At 68.1% G+C, this 24235-nt stretch carries 21 protein-coding genes, 7 tRNA genes and 1 riboswitch; of the genes, 14 read left to right on the top strand and 14 right to left on the bottom strand.

Going from position 1 to position 24235, the window contains the following annotated elements; translation table 11 throughout:
• Positions 1-48: 48 nt before the first annotated feature.
• Genes ABZX12_RS07730 through ABZX12_RS07720 form a run of 3 tightly spaced genes read right to left on the bottom strand, consistent with a single transcriptional unit; the run spans position 49 to position 3388 of the window.
• A complete protein-coding gene (locus ABZX12_RS07730; protein ID WP_355690835.1) occupies positions 49-714 on the bottom strand; it encodes a response regulator transcription factor in 666 nt (221 codons plus the stop codon).
• Positions 711-2267: a histidine kinase gene (locus ABZX12_RS07725; protein WP_355690833.1), complete on the bottom strand. Its 1557-nt coding sequence runs from the start codon at positions 2265-2267 to the stop codon at positions 711-713. Before ABZX12_RS07725 ends, ABZX12_RS07730 begins: the two co-directional genes overlap by 4 nt.
• A gap of 47 nt (positions 2268-2314) precedes the next feature.
• Complete coding sequence (locus ABZX12_RS07720) at positions 2315-3388, bottom strand: GntR family transcriptional regulator (protein WP_355690832.1); 1074 nt, start codon at positions 3386-3388, stop codon at positions 2315-2317.
• 83 nt (positions 3389-3471) lie between these two features.
• On the opposite strand from ABZX12_RS07720, the gene ABZX12_RS07715 reads away from it, so the two are divergent.
• Positions 3472-5331 (top strand): SDR family NAD(P)-dependent oxidoreductase, encoded by a 1860-nt coding sequence (locus ABZX12_RS07715; protein ID WP_355690830.1) that lies wholly within the window; start codon positions 3472-3474, stop codon positions 5329-5331.
• A gap of 18 nt (positions 5332-5349) precedes the next feature.
• Positions 5350-5946, top strand: coding sequence for an SUMF1/EgtB/PvdO family nonheme iron enzyme (locus tag ABZX12_RS07710; protein ID WP_355690828.1), 597 nt, complete (start codon positions 5350-5352; stop codon positions 5944-5946).
• On the opposite strand, the gene ABZX12_RS07705 is transcribed toward ABZX12_RS07710, so the two are convergent.
• Complete coding sequence (locus tag ABZX12_RS07705) at positions 5943-6869, bottom strand: zinc-binding dehydrogenase (RefSeq protein WP_355690826.1); 927 nt, start codon at positions 6867-6869, stop codon at positions 5943-5945. The genes ABZX12_RS07710 and ABZX12_RS07705 overlap by 4 nt on opposite strands.
• A 145-nt stretch (positions 6870-7014) precedes the next feature.
• Here ABZX12_RS07705 and ABZX12_RS07700 point away from each other — a divergent pair, with 145 nt between their 5' ends.
• Positions 7015-7503, top strand: a complete 489-nt coding sequence (locus ABZX12_RS07700; protein ID WP_355690824.1) for a GNAT family N-acetyltransferase — start codon at positions 7015-7017, stop codon at positions 7501-7503.
• A gap of 454 nt (positions 7504-7957) precedes the next feature.
• Here the strand turns inward: ABZX12_RS07700 and ABZX12_RS07695 are convergent.
• The 3 genes from ABZX12_RS07695 to ABZX12_RS07685 form a co-directional block, all read right to left on the bottom strand.
• Positions 7958-8029, bottom strand: a tRNA-Val gene (locus ABZX12_RS07695).
• Between the two features lie 25 nt (positions 8030-8054).
• Positions 8055-8125 (bottom strand) — tRNA-Cys (locus ABZX12_RS07690).
• A gap of 49 nt (positions 8126-8174) precedes the next feature.
• Positions 8175-8247, bottom strand: a tRNA-Gly gene (locus ABZX12_RS07685).
• Positions 8248-8421: 174 nt separating this feature from the next.
• Between ABZX12_RS07685 and ABZX12_RS07680 the strand changes: the two genes are divergently transcribed.
• The gene (locus tag ABZX12_RS07680) at positions 8422-9240 is read left to right on the top strand and encodes an aminotransferase class IV (protein ID WP_355690822.1); all 819 of its coding nucleotides are present in this window, start codon (positions 8422-8424) and stop codon (positions 9238-9240) included.
• Positions 9241-9329: 89 nt separating this feature from the next.
• Here ABZX12_RS07680 and ABZX12_RS07675 read toward each other — a convergent pair whose 3' ends face one another.
• Complete coding sequence (locus ABZX12_RS07675) at positions 9330-9890, bottom strand: CGNR zinc finger domain-containing protein (protein WP_355690820.1); 561 nt, start codon at positions 9888-9890, stop codon at positions 9330-9332.
• 127 nt (positions 9891-10017) lie between these two features.
• On the opposite strand from ABZX12_RS07675, the gene ABZX12_RS07670 reads away from it, so the two are divergent.
• A tRNA-Val gene (locus ABZX12_RS07670) sits at positions 10018-10089 on the top strand.
• A 362-nt stretch (positions 10090-10451) separates the two neighbouring features.
• Here ABZX12_RS07670 and ABZX12_RS07665 read toward each other — a convergent pair.
• Positions 10452-11111: a serine hydrolase domain-containing protein gene (locus tag ABZX12_RS07665; protein WP_355690818.1), complete on the bottom strand. Its 660-nt coding sequence runs from the start codon at positions 11109-11111 to the stop codon at positions 10452-10454.
• Positions 11112-11138: 27 nt separating this feature from the next.
• Positions 11139-11579, bottom strand: a complete 441-nt coding sequence (locus ABZX12_RS07660) for a pyridoxamine 5'-phosphate oxidase family protein (RefSeq protein ID WP_355690816.1) — start codon at positions 11577-11579, stop codon at positions 11139-11141.
• 93 nt (positions 11580-11672) lie between these two features.
• Between ABZX12_RS07660 and ABZX12_RS07655 the strand changes: the two genes are divergently transcribed.
• From ABZX12_RS07655 to ABZX12_RS07640, 4 genes are all read left to right on the top strand, one after another.
• Positions 11673-12548: a sigma-70 family RNA polymerase sigma factor gene (locus ABZX12_RS07655; RefSeq protein WP_355690814.1), complete on the top strand. Its 876-nt coding sequence runs from the start codon at positions 11673-11675 to the stop codon at positions 12546-12548.
• A gap of 158 nt (positions 12549-12706) precedes the next feature.
• Positions 12707-12779 (top strand) — tRNA-Gly (locus tag ABZX12_RS07650).
• A gap of 49 nt (positions 12780-12828) precedes the next feature.
• Positions 12829-12899, top strand: a tRNA-Cys gene (locus ABZX12_RS07645).
• Positions 12900-12924: 25 nt separating this feature from the next.
• Positions 12925-12996, top strand: a tRNA-Val gene (locus ABZX12_RS07640).
• A gap of 473 nt (positions 12997-13469) precedes the next feature.
• Here the strand turns inward: ABZX12_RS07640 and ABZX12_RS07635 are convergent.
• The gene (locus ABZX12_RS07635) at positions 13470-14300 is read right to left on the bottom strand and encodes a DMT family transporter (protein ID WP_355690812.1); all 831 of its coding nucleotides are present in this window, start codon (positions 14298-14300) and stop codon (positions 13470-13472) included.
• 285 nt (positions 14301-14585) lie between these two features.
• On the opposite strand from ABZX12_RS07635, the gene ABZX12_RS07630 reads away from it, so the two are divergent.
• From ABZX12_RS07630 to ABZX12_RS07620, 3 genes are read left to right on the top strand one after another with little or no spacing between them, the layout of a single operon-like run.
• Positions 14586-15740 carry a DUF262 domain-containing protein gene (locus ABZX12_RS07630; protein WP_355690811.1) on the top strand — a complete coding sequence of 385 codons (1155 nt, stop codon included), beginning with the start codon at positions 14586-14588 and terminating at the stop codon, positions 15738-15740.
• On the top strand, positions 15737-16849 hold the full coding sequence (locus ABZX12_RS07625) for a DUF3696 domain-containing protein (protein ID WP_355690809.1): 1113 nt from the start codon (positions 15737-15739) through the stop codon (positions 16847-16849). The genes ABZX12_RS07630 and ABZX12_RS07625 overlap by 4 nt, the downstream gene beginning before the upstream one ends.
• Positions 16830-17789, top strand: coding sequence for a hypothetical protein (locus ABZX12_RS07620; RefSeq protein WP_355690807.1), 960 nt, complete (start codon positions 16830-16832; stop codon positions 17787-17789). The genes ABZX12_RS07625 and ABZX12_RS07620 overlap by 20 nt, the downstream gene beginning before the upstream one ends.
• A 9-nt stretch (positions 17790-17798) precedes the next feature.
• Here ABZX12_RS07620 and ABZX12_RS07615 read toward each other — a convergent pair whose 3' ends face one another.
• From ABZX12_RS07615 to ABZX12_RS07605, 3 genes are all read right to left on the bottom strand, one after another.
• On the bottom strand, positions 17799-18542 hold the full coding sequence (locus ABZX12_RS07615) for an SDR family oxidoreductase (protein ID WP_355690805.1): 744 nt from the start codon (positions 18540-18542) through the stop codon (positions 17799-17801).
• 16 nt (positions 18543-18558) lie between these two features.
• Positions 18559-19626, bottom strand: a complete 1068-nt coding sequence (gene rsgA / locus ABZX12_RS07610; RefSeq protein WP_355690803.1) for a ribosome small subunit-dependent GTPase A — start codon at positions 19624-19626, stop codon at positions 18559-18561.
• A 153-nt stretch (positions 19627-19779) separates the two neighbouring features.
• Entirely contained in the window at positions 19780-20943 is a 1164-nt protein-coding gene (locus ABZX12_RS07605; protein WP_355690801.1) for a YihY/virulence factor BrkB family protein, read from the bottom strand.
• Positions 20944-21006: 63 nt separating this feature from the next.
• On the opposite strand from ABZX12_RS07605, the gene ABZX12_RS07600 reads away from it, so the two are divergent.
• On the top strand, positions 21007-22638 hold the full coding sequence (locus tag ABZX12_RS07600) for an acyl-CoA dehydrogenase family protein (RefSeq protein WP_355690799.1): 1632 nt from the start codon (positions 21007-21009) through the stop codon (positions 22636-22638).
• Positions 22635-22715, top strand: a riboswitch (ZMP/ZTP riboswitch). It overlaps the preceding gene by 4 nt.
• A 28-nt stretch (positions 22716-22743) precedes the next feature.
• Positions 22744-24192, top strand: a complete 1449-nt coding sequence (locus tag ABZX12_RS07595; RefSeq protein WP_355690797.1) for a glycine hydroxymethyltransferase — start codon at positions 22744-22746, stop codon at positions 24190-24192.
• Positions 24193-24235 lie beyond the last annotated feature (43 nt).

Below are 24235 nucleotides of genomic sequence, written 5' to 3'. Positions count from 1 at the left end.
CCACCCGGAGCGTCCGGTGACGGTTCCGCACCAGTGCCCCACTGTGCGTCAGCCCGTCACCAGCCCGGCTTCGTAGGCGACGATCGCGGCCTGGACCCGGTTCTTCACCCGCAGCCGCAGCAGGATCGCGCTGACGTACGCCTTCACGGTCCCCTCGACCAGGAACAGCCGCGCGGCGATCTCGGCGTTCGACAGTCCGGCACCGAGCAGTCCGAGCACCTCGAGCTCGCGCGGCGTCAAGGTGCCGACCTGCTCCTTGGCGGCCGCCGCCCGCGCCATCGCGCCGCCGCCGGCGCCGGCGCTCAGCTCGGCGATCACCCGCTGCGCGACCTTGGGAGACAGGTAGGCTGCGCCATCGGCGACCGCCTTCAGCCCGGCGATGAGTTCGCGCGGATCGCCCGACTTGAGGAGGAAGCCACTCGCGCCGTCGCCGAGCGCGCGGGCGATGTAGGCGTCCTCCGAGAACGTGGTGAGGACGACTACCGCCGTCTCCGGTACGGTCCGCCGGATCTCCGCACCGGCGGCGAGTCCGTCCAGCCGCGGCATCCGGATGTCGAGTACGGCGACGTCCGGCCGGTGCCGCCGTACCGCGTCGACGGCCTCGACGCCGTCGGCCGCTTCGGCGACGACCTCGATCTCGTCGTCGGTGCCGAGGATCGCGCGGACCCCGGCCCGCACCATCGCCTCGTCGTCGGCGAGCATCACCCTGATCATCGATTGCCTTCCGGTGTCGGTGGAACAGATCCGCTCTGTACGACGGCCTTGGCGACCAGTGCGCCGTCGGCGAAACACAAGCGGTAGACGTAATTGGCGGAGAACGGGGCCGCCGGGCGGTAGTACCGGCAGCTCCAGCCGGCCGGAGCCTGATAGCCCTCCCCCGGCGGGTCGATCATCTGCATCCGCGGCAGCACCTTCGCGACGTCCACCTCGGACTGGCCGATGGTGAGCGCGTCGTACTGCGCCGGACGCAGGATCGCGCTGTAGCCGGCGACGAGGTAGTAGCCAAGGGCAACCGCACCGACGACCGCGCCCAGCAGCACGGGCGCGGCAATCGCGGTGATCAGGCCACGCTGTGCGCTACGCCGTACCGTGGCGCGCTCCACCGCGGCAGTGGGCGGCTCCGGTCGGCCGCCGGCGCGGGGCATCGTGGCGCTGACCTCGAAGCCGCCACCCGGACGCGGTCCTGCAGCGAGCGAGCCGCCGGCCAGCCGGACCCGCTCACGCAACCCGTCGAGCCCACGCCCACCTGACGGCGCGGCCACTGCCCGGGTGGCACCGGTGTCCACTACCGTCACCCGTACGTCGTCCTCGTGCGTCGTCACGCTGACGGTGACGGTCGCACCAGGTGCGTGCTTGCTCGCGTTCGTCAGCGACTCCTGGATGACGCGGTGTACGGCGCGGTCGACCATCGGCGCCAGTACGCCGTCGATCACCTCTGTCAGCCGCACCGCCAGACCGGACGCTGCCGCCCTGTCCACCAACGCACGCACCGTCTCGTCGTGCGGCACGGTCGGTGCGTCCTGGTCCCGCAGTACGCCGACGATCTCGCCCAATCGCTCGGTAGCGGTCGCCGCCGACTCGCGGAGGTCACCCGCGGCCCGCCGGTGTTCCTCCGGGAGCGACGGGTCGAGCTCGAGGGCGGCCGCGCGCAGCGCGATCAGGCTGAGCTCGTGACCGACCGAGTCGTGCATGTCCTCGGCGATCCGGGACCGCTCGCGCAGCCGCTCCTGGTCGATCTCCATCCGCTGTTCGCGCTCGATCCGCTCGGCCCGCTCCCAGCCGGCCGACGCCAGCAAGGCCTGCTGCGCCCGGTACCGGCCCATCAACCAAGGCAGCACAACCAGGAGCAATGCGAGCAGGAGCAGCATCAGCCAGGTCAGGATCGCCTCTGTCGCCTGCGCTCCCCTGCGCATCGTCAGGGCAAGCACCAGCATCCCGAGCAGCGACCAGCTGCAGAGCAGGACGAAATGCTTGAGCTGTGTCTCCCTGCGACCGGCGAGATAGCTCAGCAAGCTGATGGCCGGTACGAGCGCGATCTGCACGCCGTTCGTCGTACCGAGCGCGAAGGCGAGGACGACGATCTCCGTCCACGCCACGACACACAGAGCGACCAGCGGCCACATCCGCCGACCGAAGACAGCGACGGCCAGGACAGCGAGGCAGGCGGCACGAAACCAGTACGGATCGTGGCGCGCGCCGCTCTCCGCGAGCACGAGAAGGCTCAGCGCGGCCCACAGACCCGCGTCCCCCAGGCGCCGCCACTTCATGGCGTAGACGCTACACAGTCGCAGCACGCGCGCCGTACTGCCGAAAGTCAGGTCTCCGCGTCGATCAGCTCGAACGGTACGTACGACAGCGTCGGCACCGGTTCGCCGCGCAGCTGGGCGAGCAGGAGGTCCACGGCGAGCCGGCCCATCTCCGTCTGGTTCTGGCGCACGTGCAGGTACGGCGGTCCGCCGATGGAGTCGCCCGGCGAGTCGAAGCACGCGACCACCCGATCGCCGCCCAGCGCCCTGTCGACCATGCGGGCCAGGTTGTACTCACAGGCGAAGTACGCCGTCACCTCGGGCCGCTGCTCGCGGAACGCCCGGATGGTGTCCATGTCCGCCCGAACGCTCTCGGTGGTCGTCGAACCGGGCAGCGTGCTGCGCAGGTCGGTCAGCTCGTACGGACGGCCACGATCGTCGAAGGCGGAGCGGAAACCCTCCAGCCGCTCCTCGATCGACGACGTGTTCACTGGCGGCGGCGCGACGAACGCGATGTGCTCATGTCCCTGGGCCAGCAGCCGCTGCGTTAGCGCTCGAGCGGCGGCGACGTTGTCCGTCAGTACGGCGGACACGGGGATACCGGACAGCTGGCGGTCGACCAGCACGACCGGGAAGCCGTCCAGCACCTGCCGCAGCAGGCTGGCGTTGTAGAAGTCGCCGTACACCGGGAACACGATCAGACCGTCCACCGTGGCCACCAGCGAGTCGACGGCCTTCTCCTCGTCGGTCTGACGGCCGTGGGTCCGGCGCACCAGCAGATGCGCGCCGTGCTCCGCGCAGCGCTCCTCGATGGTGTTGAGGAGATCCAGCCCGAACGCCTCCGACATCGACGGCACGATGTAGGCGATCGACAGCGCCTCGCGCCGCGGGTTCGACCGGAGCGGGACGGTCAGCTCGGTGAGGTCGGGCAGCCGGGGTACGACGAACGTCCCTTTGCCGCGGACACGCTCGACCAGGCCGGCCTCCCGCAGCACCTCCAGGGCTCGCTTGGAGGTGATCCGGCTGACCGCGAACTGCGCGGCGAGTTCCATCTCCGACGGCACCCGGTCGCCCGGCCGCAACGTGCCGCGGCGGAGCTGCTCCAGCACGTGAGCACAGATCCGCTCGTACAGCAGTGCCACAGCGCCTACCCCTCATGACTTGTCCGGTTGACATATCCAATCATCCACGGGAACTGTCGGTGGGCGGTGGCACCGTGCCGACCATGGACATCGCAGGCAAGACTGCAGTGGTCACCGGAGCGGCCGTCGGGATCGGCCGGGCGATCGCCGCCCGGCTGGGCGCCGCGGGCGCGGCGGTGGTGGTCGCCGACCTCGACGCGGCAGGCGGCGAGCAGACCCGCGCGCTGATCGGGCCGACGGCGCGGTTCGTCCAGGTCGATCTGCGCGACGACGACGCCGTGCGCGAGCTGATGGCGTGCCGGCCGCAGATCCTGGTCAACAACGCCGGCGGCGGCGCAGTGCTGCAGCCGTGCTTCCCGGACGCCTCGGTCGAGCGCTGGACGGCCTCGCTCGACGTGAATCTCCGCGCTCCGATGCTGACCACCCAACTGGCGATCCCGAGGATGCGGGCTAACCCTTGCGGCTGGCACCATTCCGTCATGACGCGCCCTCCGGTGGCCGCATTCGCGGCCCGGCCCGTGACGACCGTTGCGCTCATCGTCGGTGCGGTGCTGACCGCGCTGTCCGGCCGCTACGGCTACCACCGCGACGAGCTGTACTTCGTGGTCGCCGGCCGGCACCTCAGCTGGGGGTACGTCGACCAGCCGCCGCTGACCCCGTTCATCGCGCGCGTCTCGACCGCGGTCTTCGGCGACACCGTGATGGGGCTGCGGGTGCTGTCGACGCTGAGCACCGTCGCGACGATCGTCGTCGTCGCCCTGATCGCCCGCGAGTTCGGCAGCGAACGACGCGGGCAGATCCTGGCCGCGGTCTGCGCCGCCGTCTCCGGCTTCGTCCTCGGCGTCGGGCATCTCGTGTCCACCGCGACGTACGACCTGCTCGCCTGGATGCTGATCGGCCTGTTCGCGGTGAAGCTGCTACGGACGGGCGACGGCCGCTGGTGGCTCGCACTCGGTGTGACGGCCGGGATCGCGTTGGAGAACAAGTACCTCGTCGTGCTGCCGATCGGCGCCCTGTTCGTATCGCTGCTGATCGTCGGTCCGCGCGGCGTCCTGCGTTCGTGGTGGCTCCTCGCAGGTGTGGCCGTGGCAGGGCTCATCGCCCTGCCGAACGTGCTGTGGCAGTTCCAGCACGACTGGCCGCAGCTCAAGGTGGCCGGCGGCATCAGTGAAGACGACGGCACCGAGAACCGGATCATGTTCGTCCCACTCCAGATCTTGCAGCTGTCACCGTTCCTGGTCCCGGTCTGGATCGCCGGGTTCCGCCGCATCTGGCGTGAGCTGCCGTGGGCGCGGCCCGTCGCACTCGCTTACCCGGTGCTGTGCGTCATCGTCCTAGCGGCCGGCGGCAAGTCGTACTACGCCCTGCCGCTGCTGCTGGTGCTCGTGGCGGCTGGCTGTGAGCCGACACTTCGCTGGATCGAGCGGCACCGAGTTGTAGCCGTAGTAGGTCTGACTCTGACCGCGCTGACCTCCGCCGTGTTCACCCTTCCGGTGCTGCCCGCGTCGGCCGCGGACTTCGTCATTCCGGTGAACAAGGAGCAGGGCGAGCAGATCGGCTGGCCGGCCTTCGCCGCGTCCGTCGCCGATGCCTGGGATCGGATCCCTCCTGGTGATCGATCGACCGCGACGCTGTTCAGCGGGAACTACGGCGAGGCCGGTGCACTCGTGCGCTACGGGCCCGGTCACGGGCTGCCGTCGCCGTACTCCCCGCACATGAGTTTCTGGGACTGGGCGCGACCACCGGACACCAACACCGGCCCGGTCCTGCTCGTCGAGATCGAACGGACGCCGATCTTCGAGTCGTACTTCCGGGACTGCGAGCAGGTCGGCACGATCGACAGCATCGTGGCCAACGACGAGGACGGGACCGCGCTCGTCCTGTGCTCCGCGCCCGCCGAGGCCTGGTCCACGTTGTGGCCGAAGGTCCGCCAGTTCTACTGATCCGCTTACGGTTGCGGGATGCTCGACGTACCAGCTGGACTGCTGTTCCTGCGCGACGATCGGGTCGGCAGGCGCTGGCCTGTGGATCTGCCGGCGTTCCGGCTTGCTCCGTACCCAGTCGCGCGGGACGGCGTGCCGCTCACCGGCGTGAGCTGGTACGACGCAGTTGCCTTGTGCAACCAGATGTCGGCGGACGCCGGGTTGCCGCCCGCGTATGCGATTGACGGTGAGCAGGTCGCGTGGGATCGGTCCTCGCCCGGCTACCGCCTGCCCACCGAGGCCGAGTGGCAGTACGCGTGCACCGCCGGCAGGCCCGGCTATCGCTACGGGCCACTCGACGAGATCGCCTGGTACGCCGCGAACTCCGGCGGACATCCGCATCCGGTCGGCCTGCGGACGCCGAACGCGTGGGGGTTCCACGACATGCTCGGCAACGTGTGGGAGTGGTGCTGGGACCTGTACGACCCGGAAACCTACGGCTCGTACCGGATCTTCCGCGGCGGCGGCTTCGCCGACGAAGAACGCTCGATCGGCTCCACCGTCCGCCGACGCTCGCACCCGACATTCGCGATCGAGGACCTGGGCTTCCGGGTCGCGCAGTCGATCGTCGACTAAGGCTTGAGTGCGAGTTTGCCGATTGTGGCGCGGGCCTCGAGTTCACTCAGCGCCTTCGGAGCGTCGGCGAGGTCGTAGACGGTCGGGCGGCCGGGTGGGTAGACGCCGGCCTCGATCAGCTCGTCCAGCTCGGCGAGGACCTTCGCGAACAGCTCCGGCGCGTGCCGGATCGTGGTGGTCAGGTGCTGGCCGATCACGTGCACCGGGTGCCGGAAGTTGAGCTCCCAGTTGCTGATCGCGGCTTCGCCCGCCGCGGCACCGATCACGACGACCTTCCCCGTCACCCGGCGCGCGACCTCGACGCTCAGCCGGAACGTGTCACCGCCGACGGATTCGAGCACGATGTCAGCCCCGCGGCCGTCCGTCAGCCTCCGCACCTCGGCGACCAGATCGGCGTTCCGGTAGTCGATGACGTGATCCGCGCCAAGCCGCCGTACGACGTCGTGCTTCGCGGCGGACGCCGTCGCGATGACGGTCGCGCCGTAGTACTTCGCGATCCGCACCGCAGCCTGCCCGACACCCCCGGCCGCCGCATGGATCAGCACGTTGTCACCCGCTCCGAGCTGCCCCAGTCGTAGCGACACGAGCGCGGTGGCCCAGTTGAGCACCAGCCCGAGCGCTTCCTCATCACTCCACCCGGCCGGCACAGGCACCAACGCGTCCTCGGCCATCACCATGTACTCCGCAAACGCCCCGGCCCCCGTCCCGATCACGCGATCCCCCACGGCCACGGTCGTCACGCCCTCCCCCAGCGCGCGCACTTCCCCAGCCGCCTCGAAACCGGCGACGTACGGCGGCTTGGGCCCACCGTCGTACGTGCCTCGCGTCTGCATCACGTCGGCGAAGTTCACGCCGGCGACACCAACCTTCACGAGCACCTCACCCGGCCCCGGCGTCGGCACCGCGACGTCCACGAATCGCATCGCTCCCGGTCCGTCCGACGAAGGTTGTTCCAGCGCCCGCACGATCTCACCATCCTCTGCATTGTTTGATGTAGATCGTACACCTGTTTGATGCTGCTCGAAATAAGGTGGCCGATCGGCGAAGACTTCGGTAGCTTGCCGCTGTATGGAGCTGCCGCTGATCACCCGTAGGCTGGCGCTCCGCTGGCCGATCGAGTCCGACTTCCAGATGCTGTGCGAGCTGTGGACCGACTCCCGCCTCGCCTGCTTCATGGACGACTACGGCCCACGCGACGTACCGGCCGTCCGTGAATGGCTGGACCTTCACGCCAACGGCTCCAGTCAGGACGGCACGCACCTACAACTGATCCTCACCCGCCGATCCGACGCCAACCCCGTCGGCTGGCTGGGCGTGGGCGCCAGCGACGACCCCGCCGCCGACTGGAGCTTCGGCTACGCCATCCACCCCGCCCACCGCTCCCACGGCTACGCCACCGAGGCCCTGGCCGCCGCCCTCGCCCAATTGCAGGTAGGCACCGTCTGGGGCGAATGCCACCCCCGCAACCACGCATCGGCCCACGTCATGCGATCCGCCGGCATGCAAGAAATCACCCCCACCACCAACCGCCGCTTCCTTCACCCGCCCACCCTGTAAACCGGCAGCTCGACAGGAGATACCGGCAGTCCCCGGCCGCCCTCACGCTCCGCCAGCCTCGCACCCGGTCACAGTGGACACATACGTACTGTCGAGCCGCAGATCCCCAACCCCCGCAGACGAGCCGACCACCCGTCCCGGCTCAGGGTCACCTACGAGCCGAGCGATACAGACGCCCAGCCCCGAACGCCGACCACCGAACCGCACGCAACCAGCAAGGCCTAACCGGGCGCGTGAGCCGCCCGCCCGACCCGACGACAGCCGGAGAACTAGCGGACGCAACCCCCGGGGTGAGCTGACTGCTCAGCCCGACCTCCGCCGCCGAGCGAAGCGACGGCGCCAGGGGGTGCGGGTGGCGGAGCCCCCGCCGGCGGCAAGCGAAGCGCAGCCTCACAACACGACGAAGGCGACCCGGTCCGCGCTTTCCGCGGACACGAGTCGCCTATCGACTTCGTGGACGATACTGGGATCGAACCAGTGACCTCTTCCGTGTCAGGGAAGCGCGCTACCGCTGCGCCAATCGTCCGTCTGGAACCTGATTGAGGTTCTCGAGGTGGAGACGGGATTCGAACCCGTGTACACGGCTTTGCAGGCCGTTGCCTCGCCTCTCGGCCACTCCACCACTGAGGCCTTTTCCCTTGTGGGGACGGTGGCCTGCCGAACCCTCTCCGAGCGGACGACCGGGTTCGAACCGGCGACCTCAACCTTGGCAAGGTTGCGCTCTACCAACTGAGCTACGTCCGCATTGCGCCCGGTTTCGATGTCCCCGGCGCGAGAAGAACATTAGCCCATCTCCGCCCCAGTTCAAAAACCGGGGTCCCCCACCGGTCGACGTACGGTCATCGGCTGCTCACCTCCGGGCTGCCTCGCGGCCCCGGATCGCCTGCGCACTAAGGTGATTCCCGGAAGGAGCACCACATGCGTATCTGGCTCAACGGCGCCTTGCTCGACGACGAGGCGACCGTCTCGCCGCTTGATCACGGGCTGACCACCGGCGACGGCGTCTTCGAGACGATCAAGATCGAGAGCGGCCGCCCGTTCGCGGTCCGGCGGCATCTCGACCGGCTGGTCCGTTCGGCGGTCGGGCTCGGCCTCCCGGCGCCGGACGTCGCCGCGATCGAGGCGGGGATCGACGCCGTGGTCGAGGCCGACCCGGAGATCCCGTTCGGCCGGCTGCGGATCACGTACACCGGCGGGGTCTCACCGCTGTCGTCGGACCGCGGCACGTCGGGGCCGACCGTTGTGGTCGCGACGCAGGAGATCAAGCGTCCGTCGCCGGTGTCGGCGATCGTGACCGTGCCGTGGGTACGCAACGAGCGCAGCGCCGTGGCCGGTCTGAAGACCACGTCGTACGCCGAGAACGTCCGCGCGCTCGCCTACGCGAAGGAACGCGGCGGCAGCGAGGCGATCTTCGCGAACACGATCGGCAACCTCAGCGAGGGCACCGGCTCGAACATCTTCTGCGTGTACGACGGTGAGCTGGTCACGCCGACGCTCGAGTCGGGCGCACTGGCCGGTGTGACGCGTGCGCTCGTGCTGGAGTGGTTCGGCGGCGTCGAGCGCGACGTGCCGCTGGAGCGGCTGTTCGAGGCAGAGGAGATCTTCCTCACATCGACAACTCGTGACGTCCAGGGCATCCAGCGTGTCGACGACCGCGACCTGCCGGCGCCCGGCACCATCACCGCACAGGTCGCGAAGATCTTCGCGGAACGCTCCGCGGAGAACCCCAACCCCTGACAAACCCCTGACAGACGCCGGCCTGGGGAGGAATTCGTCCCTGATCGGGCGGACGATCCTCCCCAGGCCGGCGCGTGTTCGAGCCCGGGTTATTCGCCGGAGGCTTTGCGGCGCTCGCGGTACGCCGCGACGTGCAAGCGGTTGCCGCATGTCCTGGCATCGCAGTACCGCTTCGAACGGTTACGTGACAGGTCGATCAAGGCGTCGTCGCAGTCCGGCGCCTCGCAGCGGCGCAGGCGTTCGCGTTCACCGGCGGAGATCACCTGGGCGAGCGCGATCCCGCACTCCACGGTGATCCGGCAGGCCAGCGACGCGCCGTCGCGGGAGTAGTGGATGTGCCACGGATGCCCGTCGTGGTTGGTCAGCCGCGGAGTCGACGTCCCACGCGCGATGATCGCGTTGATCATCGTCGCCGCGGACGCGTCGGAATCCGTGGTGAACACCGGCGCGAACAGCGGGCGCAGGTCCCGGACCTCGGCCAGGTCCTTCTCCGTCAGCATGTCGACCGCGCTGAACTCCCGTTCCTGGACGAACTTCTCCAGATCCTCCAGGGTCTCCAGCGAGTCGACCTGACTGTTCGGTCCTGGCATGGTGTTGACGAGCCGGACCAGCGTCCCGAGCGCCTGCTCGGTGTCGTGCGAGAAAGTCACAATCACGTCTCCAACGCGACGGGATCTCCGTCCTGCAGCAAGAGTAGCCCGGCCCGATTAGATCGTCGCTTCATCATGCGCTATGGTTTCACCCGCAACACCACATAAGAAACATCAGCACCACCCCGGGCGATTGGCGCAGTGGTAGCGCGCTTCGTTCACACCGAAGAGGTCACTGGTTCGAACCCAGTATCGCCCACGAAGTCGATAGGCGGCGTGTGCTCGCGGAAAGCGCGAGCCGCGTCGCCTTCGTCGTTTTGTGCGGCTGCGCTTCGCTTGCCGCCGGCGGGGGCTCCGCCACCCGCACCCCCTGGCGCCGTCGCTTCGCTCGGCGGCGGTGTTGGCTTGGGCGGTCAGCTCGGCGGCGGTGGTCGGGTCAGGCGGTCAGCTCGGCGGCGGTGGTCGGGTCGGGCGGTCAGCTCACCTGCGTGGGTTGGGATTGCCGGACGACTTACCTGCGCTGTCCGCGCGGTCACCTCACCCGCACGCGTCAGGTTCGCAGGGACGCCTCACCAGCATGAGTTGGGGTTGCCGGCCCGCTCACCCACGCCGCCAGTCAGCTCACCCGCGGTAGATGAGGTTGGGCACGTCCAGCGGCAGATACCCCACGGCCGCGTCGGCGGGTAGCTCGTCGGAGCGGAGGAACTCGGTCCTGGTCATACCGGCTGGGCCGAGCACGCGCTCCCGGACCAGCTCGTGATACCCGACGCCGCTGACCCGTTCCGCGAGCAGGGCAAGGACGACGAAGCCGCCGTTGCAGTAGCCGAACCGCTCACCGGCGCGAAACTTGGTCGGATGCCGGTCCAGCAAGGGCAGGAAAGCCTCAGTGGTAGTCAGTTCGTGCGCCGCGCCGATCACATATTCGGTGATCTCGGTGTCGGCCTCTTCGTCCAGGTAGTCGCCGATACCGGAGGTGTGCGTGAGCAGATGTTCGACAGTGACGTCGTCCGCGATCAGCGGCAGATCCTTGCCGAGCAGGGATCGCGCGGTCGTACTCAGCGCCAGCACGCCGTCTTCCACCAAGGACAGCACCGCGAGGGCGGTGAATCCCTTGCTCCCGCTGGCGATGCCGAACCTGGTCTCCAGCGAGTTGGGAACGCGGTAGGCGCGGTTCGCCAGCCCATAGGCTTTCGCGAACTCGACCTGGCCTCCTCGGTCTGTCCAGACGACCCCCGAGAACCCGGTCTGCTCAGCGATCTTGTCGATGTCCCCCTGCGCCATGACCGGAGACTAACCCGGGCCCGTGGCTCAGACGACCCAAGCGCCGTCGTCCATCAGCACGCGCTCCTTCAGCTCGTTCACCTCGCGCCAGGCCTGGATCCGCATCGGCGTCACGCGGAAGAAGGGGTAGTTGGCGAGCGGGCGCGGATCGAAGCCGGCCTTCGCCGCGAACGCCTCGCCCTCGGCGTCCGACGGCTCGGCGACCTCGACGGTGCCGGTCACGTGGATCACGTCGCGCACCTCCCCCAGCGTCAGCTGTACGACGGGGTTCGCCAGCAGGTTGCGGCCGGTCGGGTTGGTCCGCGCGGTCGACAGCAGCAGCGTCCCGTCGCTCCACAGGAACGACAGCGGCATCAGGTACGGCGTACCGTCCGGCGAAGCGGTGGACACCCAGGCGTCGACGTCCTGCTCGAGACGGGCCAAAGTGTCCTGCTTGCGCACGTCCAACGGGCGGGGTGCTGCCGTCATCGCTTGCTCCTCTGTCACATGCGGCGCTCGTGGTCCGTCAATCATCTGACGGCGCTCGGCCGGTCAGTGTGACAGGTGAAGGATGTGGTCGTGATGAGCGGGGACGACTGGCTGGCGACGCGGTTCGAGCAGAACCGGGACCGGCTGCGGGCCGTCGCGTACCGGATCCTGGGGTCCGAGCCGGAGGCCGAGGACGCGGTCCAGGAAACCTGGATCCGGCTCAGCCGCAGCGACAGCGCGACGATCGACAATCTGGGCGGCTGGCTGACCACCGTGGTCGGGCGGATCTGTCTCGACATGCTGCGTGCGCGGCGCGGGCGACCCGAGTTGCCGGTCGGCGATCACGCGCCGGGGCTCGCGGACGACGTCGTACCGGATCCTGAACTCGAAGCAGTACAGGCGGATTCGGTCGGGCTGGCGTTGCTCGTCGTGCTCGAGACGCTGTCGCCGGCCGAGCGGCTCGCGTTCGTGCTGCACGACCTCTTCGCCGTGCCGTTCGAGGACATCGCGCCGATCATCGGGAAGTCGCCGGCCGCCGCGCGACAGATCGCCAGCCGGGCGCGACGGCGCGTCCGCGGTACGCCGGAGCCGGCCGACGTCGACGTACAGCGACAGAAAGAGGTCGTCACCGCGTTCCTCGCCGCGGCGCGGGGCGCCGACTTCTCGGGACTGTTGCGCGTGCTCGACCCGGAGGTCGTCGTCCGCGCGGATGCGGGCGCCGCGGCGTACGGCGGGCCGGCGGCGGAGGTGCTCGCGGGCGCGGAGCGCGTCGCACACGAGTTCTCCGGGCGGGCCGCGGCGGCGAAGCTGGTTCTCGTCGACGGCTGGCCCGGGCTGGTGTGGATGCGGCGGGGCGAACCGCTGATTGTGTTCTCTTTCACCGTGGCCGGCGGGCGTGTCGCGGCGATCGATCTCCGGGGCGACCCGGAGTACCTGGAAAACGTCGATCTGGTGACGTTGAAGGGGTGATCCGGCGGCGTGGCGAGTGGACAGAACGGATGGGACTCGTGTGACGGATGGGGCGCTCCTCGCGCTCGTCGCGACACAGCGGAATCCGGTTTTTGTCCGGGCGGAAAGTGCGCTACTGTTCTGCTCTCGCACCGAGCGGAAACGCCCCGGAGCGAAGCGCGGACGTAGCTCAGTTGGTAGAGCGCAACCTTGCCAAGGTTGAGGTCGCCGGTTCGAACCCGGTCGTCCGCTCGGAGAGGGTTCGGCAGGCCACCGTCCTCACAAGGGAAAAGGCCTCAGTGGTGGAGTGGCCGAGAGGCGAGGCAACGGCCTGCAAAGCCGGGTACACGGGTTCGAATCCCGTCTCCACCTCGAGAACCTCAATCAGGTTCCAGACGGACGATTGGCGCAGCGGTAGCGCGCTTCCCTGACACGGAAGAGGTCACTGGTTCGATCCCAGTATCGTCCACGAAGTCGATAGGCGACTCGTGTCCGCGGAGAGCGTGGACCGGGTCGCCTTCGTCGTGTTGTGCGGCTGCGCTTCGCTTGCCGCCGGCGGGGGCTCTGCCACCCGCACCCCCTGGCGCCGTCGCTTCGCTCGGCGGCGGTGGTCGGGTTCGGCGGTCAGGTCACCCGCGGGGGTCGGGTACGGCGGCGGTGGTCGGGTTGGGCGGTGGGTCTCCCGCCTGGGTTGGGTACGGCGGCAGTGGCCGGGTTGGGCGGTCACGCGCGGGGTTCGGTACGGCGGCAGTGGCCAGGTTCGGCGGTCAGCTGATCCGCCGGGTGTGGTTGCCGGCTCGTACGGACAGCGGTGGTCACGTTGGGCAGTCGGCGCGCCCGTGAGGGTTGAGTTCGGCGACCGGGCCGGGTTGGGCAGCCGACTCACCCGCGGACAGGCGCCGCCTCGGTTGGTGGCGGCGCCGGTCTGCGGCGCTGGGGTGTTCAGTTGCGGGCGCGGTGGGACTGAGCGGCGATTGCTGCTAAGAGGATTGCGGCTCCCACGAGGGCTGGGGCGGTGAGGTGTTCGTGGAAGGCGAGGATTCCGATGGCCGCGGCGACGACCGGCTCCAGCAGGGCGACGGTGGCAGCCGTCGAGGCTTTCAGGGTCTTCAGGCCCGTGTAGAAAAGCGTGTACGCGAACGCGGTCGGGATCAGGCCGAAGTACGCGATCAGTAGCCAGCCGGTGAGCGTGGCCGGGAGGGTGGCGAAGGGGGCGAGGAAGACGGCGCCGACGATGAAGCCCAGGAGTGCGGCGGTGACGGGGTCTGGGGTGTTGCGGTTCAGGAGCGTTGTCAGCGTGTAGCCCGCGGCAGAGGCTACGGCTGCTGCGATGCCGGTGAGACTGGCCGTCCCGGCGGTTGCCGACAGCAGGCCGAGGCCGGCGACGGCCGCGAACAGGGCCGGCGTCAGTCGTTCGCGGGCGGCGACGGCGACAAGGATCGGCGCGGCACCCAAGGCGATCACCGTGGCCGTACCGACGCCGACGCGCGGGATGGCGGTGAAGTAGCCGAGCTGGCAAACGGCCAAACCCAAGCCGCTCAGCACATGACGCACTGAGCCGGCCGCCACCAACGGACGAGCTGGGCCACGGCGAGTGAGGAGGCGGGCAAGGATCAGCCAGAGGGCGGCGGATGCCAGGCGCCAGAAGGAGACGGCGAGTGGTGTGAGGCCCTGCTGGGTGAGAAGGGCGCCGGTCGGGCCACCGGTGCCCCAGGCGACGGCGGCGGCGATGACGGCGACGAGGGCATGCCTCGCCGAGAGACGGTGGTGCATCGGACACTCCGGGAAGCTGTTCGCAACGAATGGTCGAGGCGTCTGCGAACAGCCCGAAGAAGCCCAGGCCGACGACCTGGGCACGACAACAGCCGTCCGCTAAGCGGCGGCCGGCGGAGTGATGATGCGATGCACGAGGAGGACCCTAGCCAGTCCTCCGCTGTCGAAGCGAACGGATTTACATCCTCAGCTAGCAGCGCCATAGCTTCATGGCGCACGCCAGGAGTGTCGACGGCGCAGCCGACGGCTGCCGCAAGTCTTACACAACCGCCGTAGGATGCCGCCATGGTTTCGGAGAGCGCTCAGCAGCCACCCGCTGTAGTCGAAGATGTTTTCGAGGGACAAGCCACCGGTGTTGAGGTCGAGCAAGCTAACACCGACGACGCGAGAATCGACCGGCCGTGGAATCCTGAGAGCATAAGGGTCACCACAAGTTCCTTTTCACTCCGGAACATTCTGGACCAGATCGACGAAGGCTCGCTTGAGCTCGCCCCCGACTTCCAGCGCGGCCAGGTTTGGAGGGCACAGCAGAAGTCGCTGCTCGTCGAGTCGCTCCTGCTACAGATCCCGCTGCCAGCCTTCTACTTCGCCGAAGACTCCGATGGTGTCTTGCATGTGGTCGACGGCCTGCAGCGCCTCTCAACCCTACATGCGTTTGTTCGCGGGCCACAGTTCGCCCTGCAGTCGCTCGAGTACCTGCATGATGCCAACGGCCGCCGATTCGACGACCTAGATCTGGTCTGGCAGCGCAGAATCCACAACACACAACTCGTCGTGAATGTCATTGATCCGACGACGCCATCGGACGTCATGTATGACATCTTCCGACGCATCAATACGGGCGGTACGCCACTCAACGCCCAGGAGATCAGGCACTGCATGAGCAAGACCCGCAGCCGCGAGATTCTAAAACGCATGACACACACACCTGAGTTCGATCGAGCCACCAACGGGTTGACGGATCACATTCGCATGAACGACCGTGAGATGGCCTTGCGATTCGCAGCCTTTCAAATCTTCGGCCTCGACGAATACATGAGATATCCGGTGATGGAGGGCTTTCTCATGCGCACTACCCGACTCCTGGACGACCCAAACGACTTCGCCGATAACAAGGTCCTGGAACTGGAGGAAGCATTCCGCCGGGCGATGTCAAACACGTACTTGGTGTTCGGCGAGCACGCATTCAGAAAGTGGCCAGTAAACGCCTCAGGCCGCCGACCGATCAATCGGGCGCTATTCGAGACGTGGTCGATCGTGATGGCGAAGCAGCGGGCGGATGATCTAAAGACACGCCAGAAAGAGATCGTTACAGCCGCACGAGATCGAATGACCTACGACATGCAGTATCTCGAATCAATCACATCATCAACCGCCGACAGGCGGCGAGTTTCCTACCGCTTCCATGCTGCTGACGAAGATGCCCGGGGCAGATCGTGATCGACGTACTCGACATCACCAACCTGAAATGCTTCAGCCACGCATCCCTTCCGATGCGCCCGCTAACTATCCTAACTGGCGTCAACGGAGGCGGGAAAAGTACCGTGCTGCAAGCTTTGCTACTTGCGCGGCTTGCCGCCGTCCCAAGCGCTGGAGCGATCCAACTCAACGGACCTTACGAGCTTGCGTTGGGCACGGCGGCTGATGTCCTAAGCAGGTCTGCAACTGGACCGACGATCAAGATCGCGATCCACAACTCCGCTGTCGCAAAGGTGTGGGAGTATCAGCTCTCTGTACCCGAGCATAACGACGAGGCGCTCTATCTGGAGATCGTAGGCTCGCCGAGCGATGCAGCGCCGGGGATCGGCAACGCACCGGCTGCGTTCACCTATCTGGCTGCCGAAAGACTGGGACCGCGAGAGTTTCTGGCCGTCTCCGCTCAGCAACCGAACGACATCGGTGTGGGTGTGCGGGGCGAGTTCACTGCACAGGTTTTGGCCTTACGAGAAACCCGGTCGGCCAGCCACCGTCGGTCAGTGCCGCAAGCCTTGCGCCACGCGAAGGCGAAAAGTCCGCAACTTCGACTGCAGGCAGAGGCATGGGCATCCGACATCATCCGGCCGGTGCGTATTACCGCGCAGCTTGCGCCAGGGGTAATGGCCAGTACGATCCGGTTCCAGGAAACCGATCAAATCGCTGAGACGATCAGGCCGGCCAATACCGGGTTCGGTGTCTCGTACGCGTTGCCGATCATCGTTGCAGGTCTACTCGCTCGCAGGGGCGACTTGCTGCTCATTGAAAACCCGGAGGCCCATCTGCATCCCATGGGTCAGTCGCGCCTGGGGCGATTCCTCGCCCGGGTCGCAGGGAGCGGGGCGCAAGTCATCGTCGAGACGCACAGCGACCATGTCCTCAATGGTGCACGGCTCGGCGTAGCGCAGGACCTATCGCTCGCCCCCGCCGATATGGTCGTGCACTACTTCGATGAGAACGGTCCTCTGCCGATAAACGTCAATGAGCTGGGCGAGATGAGTAACTGGCCCGCAGGGTTCTTCGATCAGCTTGAAACCGACTTGGGAGCGCTGGCTCATGTCCGCCGACGCCGCTGACCGATACCGAGTGGTCATCGACGAGGACAGTCTCAACTGGTGCGGCCGGTCTGGGATCGAGCTCGCCAGCGAGGTTGACAACCTCTCAGACATCCTGCAACCGCTGACGGTCGGCAAGCACGTCGGCCTGATGGACCACGCATACGAAATCGAATGCTGGGAGTCAGTCCACATATACGACCTTCACGGCACACACAACCTGCAGGTGCCCCGTGACACCCGATTGCGTCTCGCGAAACTGATCGATAAGTGCAGACTCCTCCACCCGGAGGATCGGGACATTCCTCAGCAGGTCGAAATCGGCGGACTTGCTGCCGAACGCTCATTCGGGTTTTGCCACGCGCTTGCGTTGGCGGCCGAGGGTCACGCGATGTCGACTCTGATCGCCTCGTCGATGCACGAGAATCGCGGATGGCTGACTGTACGCAGGGAACTGGAGCCGACAGATCTCGAGCTGCACTTACTGACGTCACCTAACCATATTCCAGATTTCTGGCGCGGGGTTCTGCGGCGAGAGGCATCCAACCCGGAAAAGTTCTTCGAGTTGGCACCGGCGGCCTTCCCGAATCTAATCTTTGCAGAAGCACTCAACTTCGGGCGCTTCAGTGCGTCGTACACCGAAGTCCTTCCGTGGCTGCTCATCACATTGGAGGGCATTAACGATCATTTCGCTGATTCGCTGGCCCGTCACCAGGGTGATCGAAACAAGGTAATCCAAGATTTCGCTGGCCGGGGTCTGGATGTCTCCCCCGAGAGCCCCTCCACACACAAGGACACCCAGGCGTGGAATCAGCGACTGGTCCGCTACCGCAAGCTCGACTACCGGTGCGAATGGCATGGGAAACGGCTTTGGAATCGAGACCGTGTCCACTTCTCACTGCCGATCGCCAGCTACGGGGGAAAGATCCTGGTCGGAATTTTCGCTGATCATCTGGATTGATTGAAGTTGTTACATCCGCAGGTACGAACCCCCGTTGAAGTCCAGCACGGTCCCGGTGGCGAACTCGGCCTCGGGCGATGCCAGGTACATGATCGCGGCGGCGACCTCGGACGGATCGGCCACGCGTTCGAGCGGGCTCTCCAGCCGGCGCCGGTCGTATCCGTCGCCGGCCAGGTTCACCGCGGCCATGTCCGTCACGGTCCAGCCCGGGGCGATCGCGGTCACCGCGATCCCGTCCGGCCCGAGCGCCCGCGCCAGCGACTGGGTGAACGAGACGATCGCCGCCTTCGAGGCGCCGTACGCCGGCTGGTTCGGCTCGCCGCGGAACGCGCCGCGCGACGACACGTTCACGATCCGGCCACCGCGCGGCATGTGCCGGACCGCGCACCAGGTGACGTTGGACGGGCCAACGAGATTCACGGCGAGCGTGTCCGTCCACGCCTGCTGCCACTCGGCGTACGTCGACTCGCGGATCCGGTGCGGGTGGTACACGCCGGCGTTGTTCACCAGGACGTCGATCCCGCCGAGCCTCCGCGCCGCGTCGTCGACCGCAGTCCGGATCGCCTCCGGGTCGGCGAGGTCGGCCTGGACCACCACGTGTCCCGTCCCGGGAAGCTCCTTCAGGACCTGGGCCGCGGCGTCCGGCGAGGAGCTGTAGTGAACGGCTACGCGATCACCGGCGGCAGCGAACGCCCGCGCCGCCGCCGCGCCGATCCCCCGCGAAGCCCCCGTCACCAGCACAGATCGGTTCATGGGACCGATCCTTTCATCATCCGCGAGGCTTGATGTCCCGCCGGTACGACTTGCTGGCCCGCACCCAGTCCTTCTTCGCCTGCGCCCGCAGCCGCGCGTCGGCCCGCCGAGCCATGTACGCCGCTTCGCGCTGCAGCTTCACCCAGCTGTCGTAGCGCCGGTACGGCAACGACCCGTCCTCCAGCGCCGCCTGCACCGCGCACCCGGGCTCCATCACATGTGAGCAGTCCTTGAACTTGCACTGCTCCGCCAGCGAGGTGATGTCGGGGAACGCCGCGGCCAGTCCTTCCCCGCTCTCCTGCAGACCGATGCCCCGCAGCCCCGGCGTATCGATGACGACCCCGCCCGCGGGCAGCACGATCAGCTCGCGCCGTACCGACGTATGGCGGCCCTTGCCGTCCTCGCGGATCTCCTGCACGTCCAACAGTTCCACACCGGCGAGACTATTCACCAGCGACGACTTGCCGGCACCACTCGAGCCGAGCAGCGCCAGCGTGGCGTTCCCGTCGAGCAGCGCCCGTACGTCGTCCATGCCCGCGCCCGTGGTCGCGCTGCACACCAGGACGTCGGCACCCGGCGCGGCGAGCGCCACGTCCTCGGCCAGCGACTCGGCGTCCCCGACAAGGTCGGATTTCGTCAGGACGACGACCGGTCGCGCCCCGCTCTCCCACGCCAGCGCCAGGAACCGCTCGATGCGGACGATGTTCGGCTCCGGCACCAGCCCGACGACGATCGCGATCACGTCGACGTTGGCGGCGAGCACCTGCCCGCGCGACGAGCCGCCGACCTCGGCGCGCACGATCGTGGTCCGGCGCGGCAGCACCGACTCGAGCGTGATCCGGTCGTCCGGCCAGAACCGCAGCACGACCCAGTCCCCCGTGCAGGGGCCCGCCTGGGCATCGGTGGCCAACTCGGCGAGCAGCGCGCCGGACCAGCCGGCACGGACCGGACCGTCCTCGGTGAAGACCGTCGCCAGGCCCTTGTCGACCCGGGCGACGCGTCCCGGAACGAGGTCCTCCGGGACGGACTGCAGAAACTCGGCCGTGGAACTGTCGAGGCCCAGGGCCTGAAGTGTGGCTGACATGCGGCGAACCTTTCCGAGGGTCCGGCCGCGGGATCAGGTCAGCGGACGGACGGTGTAGGAGACAACGGCCCGACGGGCCTGTTCAAAGCTCATGGCGGTTGCCTCCTTCCGGTTCCAGCGGTCCCGAGCCGGGGACCGTGTGTCGCGATGCCGTCAGCCTAGGTCGTCGGTGTCACCCTGCGCACCGGATTTTCCGACCGAGGCCGGCTTGCGCGCGGCCTCGGTCGCACCTTGAGCTTCAGGCTCAGGCTCAGGCTCAGGCTTCGGTCGAGGCACAGCCTTGCGTGGCCGCTCGGCGAGCTTCTCCACCTTCCGCCCGAGCTGTGCCTCGGGCCGCTCCTCCTCCGTCACCGGGGTCAGCGTGTGGTCGTGGTGCGGCTCCGACTCCGCCTTCATCACCGGCTCGACCTCGTCGCCGGCGTCCTCGACGGACGCGGCCTTCTTGACCTCGGCGACCTGCGCCTTGTGCGGCCACAGCCGGTCCACGACCGCGTTCAGCGCGGCACCGATGAGTACGGCGATCGCGGTCATGTAGAGCCACATCAGGACGGCGATCGGCGCGGCCAGCGGCCCGTAGATCGACGTACCGCCGACCGTGCTCTGCAGGATCCACCGGAGCACGAAGCTGCCCAGGATCCAGATCGACAGCGCCAGGAACGAGCCGGGCAGGTCGGAGACCCACGGCGTCCGGATCGGGACCGACAGGTGGTACAGAGTGTTCAAGAAGCCCGCGGACAGGATCGTGACCACCGGCCAGTACAGCTGGTTCAGGAAGTCCAGCCGGTGCGGCAGCAGCGCGTCGACCGCGTTCGGTCCGGCCAGCACCAGCGGCAGGACGATGACCCCGATGACGAGGGCCGCGCAGTACAGCGAGAACGACAGCGCCCGGGTCCGCACGATGCCCCGTTTGCCGCCCATCCCGTACATGATCGTGATGGTGTCGACGAACACGTTCAGCGCGCGGCTGCCGGACCACAGGGCCAGCACGAAACCGATCGAGATGACGTCCGGCCGGCCACCGTTCAGCACCTGGTCGAGGGTCGGCGCGATGACGTTCTTGATCGAGTCGTCGGTCAGTGCCCGGGCGGCCAGGTCGACGATCTGCTGCTTGATGTCGTTGATCGTCTCGACCTCGAACCACTTGCTCGCAATGTAACCGAGCGAGCCGGCCAGCCCGAAGATCAGCGGCGGCAGCGAGAGGATCGCGAAGAACGCCCCTTCGGCCGCGAGTCCGGTGACCCGGTAGCGCAGACAGACGCCGACCGTCTGGGTGAGCAGCTTCCAGGTCGTCGCGGGGACCTTGCGAACCCATGCCAATGAGAGGGAGCTCCCACCAGTGGGTCCTGCCCCAGAACGTGCCATACCGCTTACCGTACTGACATGGCGGACCCATTCGCGGTAACGAATCAGGCTCCCCCACTGCGGGGCGTGAACTTCTTCACCCAGGACCGGCCCCTCGGTGACGCTCTGCGTCCGTACGCCGACCTGACGGCGGATCCCGGACTCGGCCGGATCGGCGAGCTCGCCGGCTCCGAGGAGGCCCGCGCGCACGCCCTCCCGGCGAACCAGAACCCACCGGTCCTGCGCACCCACGACCGCTACGGGAACCGGATCGACGAGGTCGAGTTCCACCCGTCGTGGCACTGGCTGATGGAGCAGGCCGTCGGGTTCGGGCTCCAGGCCGCGCCCTGGACGACGCAGCCGAGCGACCGCCCGGCGCCGCACCTGACCCGCGCCGCCGGGTTCTACCTGTGGTCGCAGGTCGAGCCCGGGCACGGCTGCCCGATCTCGATGACGTACGCCGCGGTGCCGGCGCTCAGGGCGGACGAGCAACTCGCCAAGGAATGGGTCCCGCAGCTGGCGTCGACGCGGTACGACGTACGGCGGTTGCCGGTCGCGGCGAAGCACGGCGTGCTCGCCGGGATGGGGATGACCGAGAAGCAGGGCGGCTCCGACGTCCGGGCGAACCTGACCACCGCGACCCCCGCCGGGGACGTGTACCAGCTGAACGGGCACAAGTGGTTCTGCTCCGCGCCGCAGGTGGACCTCTTCCTGGTCCTGGCGCAGGCGCCGGACGGACTGAGCTGCTTCGTCGTACCCCGGGTTCTTGCCGACGGCAACCGGAACCCGTTCGCGCTGCAGCGGCTCAAGGACAAGCTCGGGAACCGGTCGAACGCGTCGTCGGAGGTCGAGTTCCACGGCACGATCGGGTACCGGTTGGGAGACGAGGGCGCCGGTGTGCGGACGATCATCGAGATGGTCGCGGCGACCCGGCTGGACTGTGTGCTCGGCTCCGCGGCCCTGCAGCGGCGGGCGCTGGTCGAGGCTGTTTGGCATACGCGGCACCGGAGCGCGTTCGGCGGGCTGCTGGCGGACAAGCCGGCGATGCAGAACGTGCTGGCGGATCTCGCGATCGAGTCCGAGGCGGCGACGGCCCTGGGGATGCGCCTGGCAGCCGCTGTGGACGCCGCGACCGCGGGCGACCCGCAGCAGGCGGCGTTCCGGCGGATTGCGTTACCTCTCGCCAAGTTCTGGGTGTGCAAGCGGACGCCGTTCATGGTCGCCGAGGCGCTGGAATGCCTCGGCGGGAACGGGTACGTCGAGGAGTCCGGCCTGCCGCTGCTCTACCGGGAGTCGCCGCTGAACTCGATCTGGGAAGGATCGGGCAACGTCAACGCGCTCGATGTCCTGCGGGCGCTGCGCCGACCGGAGTCGCTCGACGCGTGGCTGACGGAGCTGGCTGCGGTTCAGGGCGCCGATCAACGGCTGGACGCGGCGGTGAACGACGTCCTGCAAGCGCTTGCTGACGCCGGGAACGCCGAAGCCGGCGCGCGAAGGCTGGCCGCACAGATGGCCCTGTGCCTCCAGGCATCGTTGCTGATCCGGCATTCCGCTCCCGAGGTCGCGGATGCGTTTGTGGCGTCGCGGCTGGCCGGTGACTGGGGCGGAGTGTTCGGGACGCTGCCGCGCACGACGCCGTTCGATCGGATCCTCGAGCGCGCGATAGGGTGAGACGTCGCGACTGGCGCGCTAGGTGGAGAACCACCGGGGAGCGAAGAACGCGGGCACCGTGCGCCTGGGTGCCGGCGACCCACTGCAACCGCAGGAGAGACAACGATGACTCAACCCTTCGACGCCGCCGCCGCGTCGGCCGCGTACAACAACGCGCTGCAGGTGATCGCCGCGGTGGAGCCCACCATCGCCGGCGCGATCAAGGCCGAGCTCGCCGACCAGCGGTCCTCGCTGAAGCTGATCGCCAGTGAGAACTACGCCTCCCCCGCCACCTTGCTCACGATGGGCAACTGGCTGTCGGACAAGTACGCCGAGGGCACCATCGGGCACCGCTTCTACGCCGGCTGCCAGAACATCGACACCGTCGAGCAGACCGCGGCCGATCACGCGCGGGCCCTGTTCGGCGCGCCGCACGCCTACGTCCAGCCGCACTCCGGCATCGACGCGAACCTGGTCGCGTTCTGGGCGATCCTGGCCCAGCGGATCGAGTCCCCGGCGCTGGCCGAGGCGGGCGCGAAGCACGTCAACGACCTGACCGAACAGGACTGGACCAAGCTCCGCAAGGCGCTCGGCGACCAGAAGATGCTCGGCATGTCGCTGGACGCCGGCGGCCACCTGACGCACGGTTTCCGGCCGAACATCTCCGGCAAGATGTTCAACCAGCACTCCTACGGCACCGACCCGGAGACCGGGCTGCTGGACTACGACGAGGTCGCCCGGAAGGCCCGCGAGTTCAAGCCGCTGATCCTGATCGCCGGCTACTCGGCGTACCCGCGCAAGGTGAACTTCGCGAAGATGCGCGAGATCGCCGACGAGGTCGGCGCGACCCTGATGGTCGACATGGCGCACTTCGCCGGCCTGGTCGCGGGGAAGGTCTTCACCGGCGACTTCGACCCGGTGCCGCACGCGCACGTCACGACGACCACGACCCACAAGTCGCTGCGCGGCCCGCGCGGCGGCATGGTCCTGTGCCAGCCGGAGTACGCCGAGTCCGTCGACCGCGGCTGCCCGATGGTCCTGGGCGGCCCGCTCAGCCAGACGATGGCCGCGAAGGCCGTCGCGCTGGCCGAGGCGCGGCAGCCCTCGTTCCAGGAGTACGCGCAGGCCGTCGCCGACAACGCGGTCACGCTTGCCGACGGCCTGATGAAGCGCGGCGTCAAGCTGGTGACGGACGGCACCGAGAACCACCTGGTCCTGCTCGACGTCTCGTCGTACGGCATCACCGGCCGGCAGGCCGAGTCGGCGCTGCTCGACGCGGGCATCGTCACCAACCGCAACGCGGTCCCGCGCGACCCGAACGGAGCCTGGTACACCTCCGGCGTCCGGATCGGTACGCCGGCGCTCACCACGCGCGGCTTCGGCGCCGACGAGTTCGACCGGGTCGCCGAGCTGATCGTCGACGTGCTGTCCGCGACCACACCGACGACCACCTCCGCGGGCGCACCGTCCAAGGCGAAGTACGTGCTGGCCGACGGCGTCGCCGACAAGACCAAGGCCGCCTCGGCCGAGATGCTCGACAAGTTCCCGCTGTACCCGGGCCTCGTGCTCAACTGACACGCGAACCAGCGCCCGCTCCCCCCGTGGAGCGGGCGCTGTG

It is taken from the genome of Kribbella sp. NPDC003505, assembly GCF_040610875.1.
GTDB lineage: Bacteria > Actinomycetota > Actinomycetes > Propionibacteriales > Kribbellaceae > Kribbella.
The sequence above is the reverse complement of the archived record's forward strand: the minus strand, read 5'-3'. Positions and strand labels throughout refer to the sequence as shown.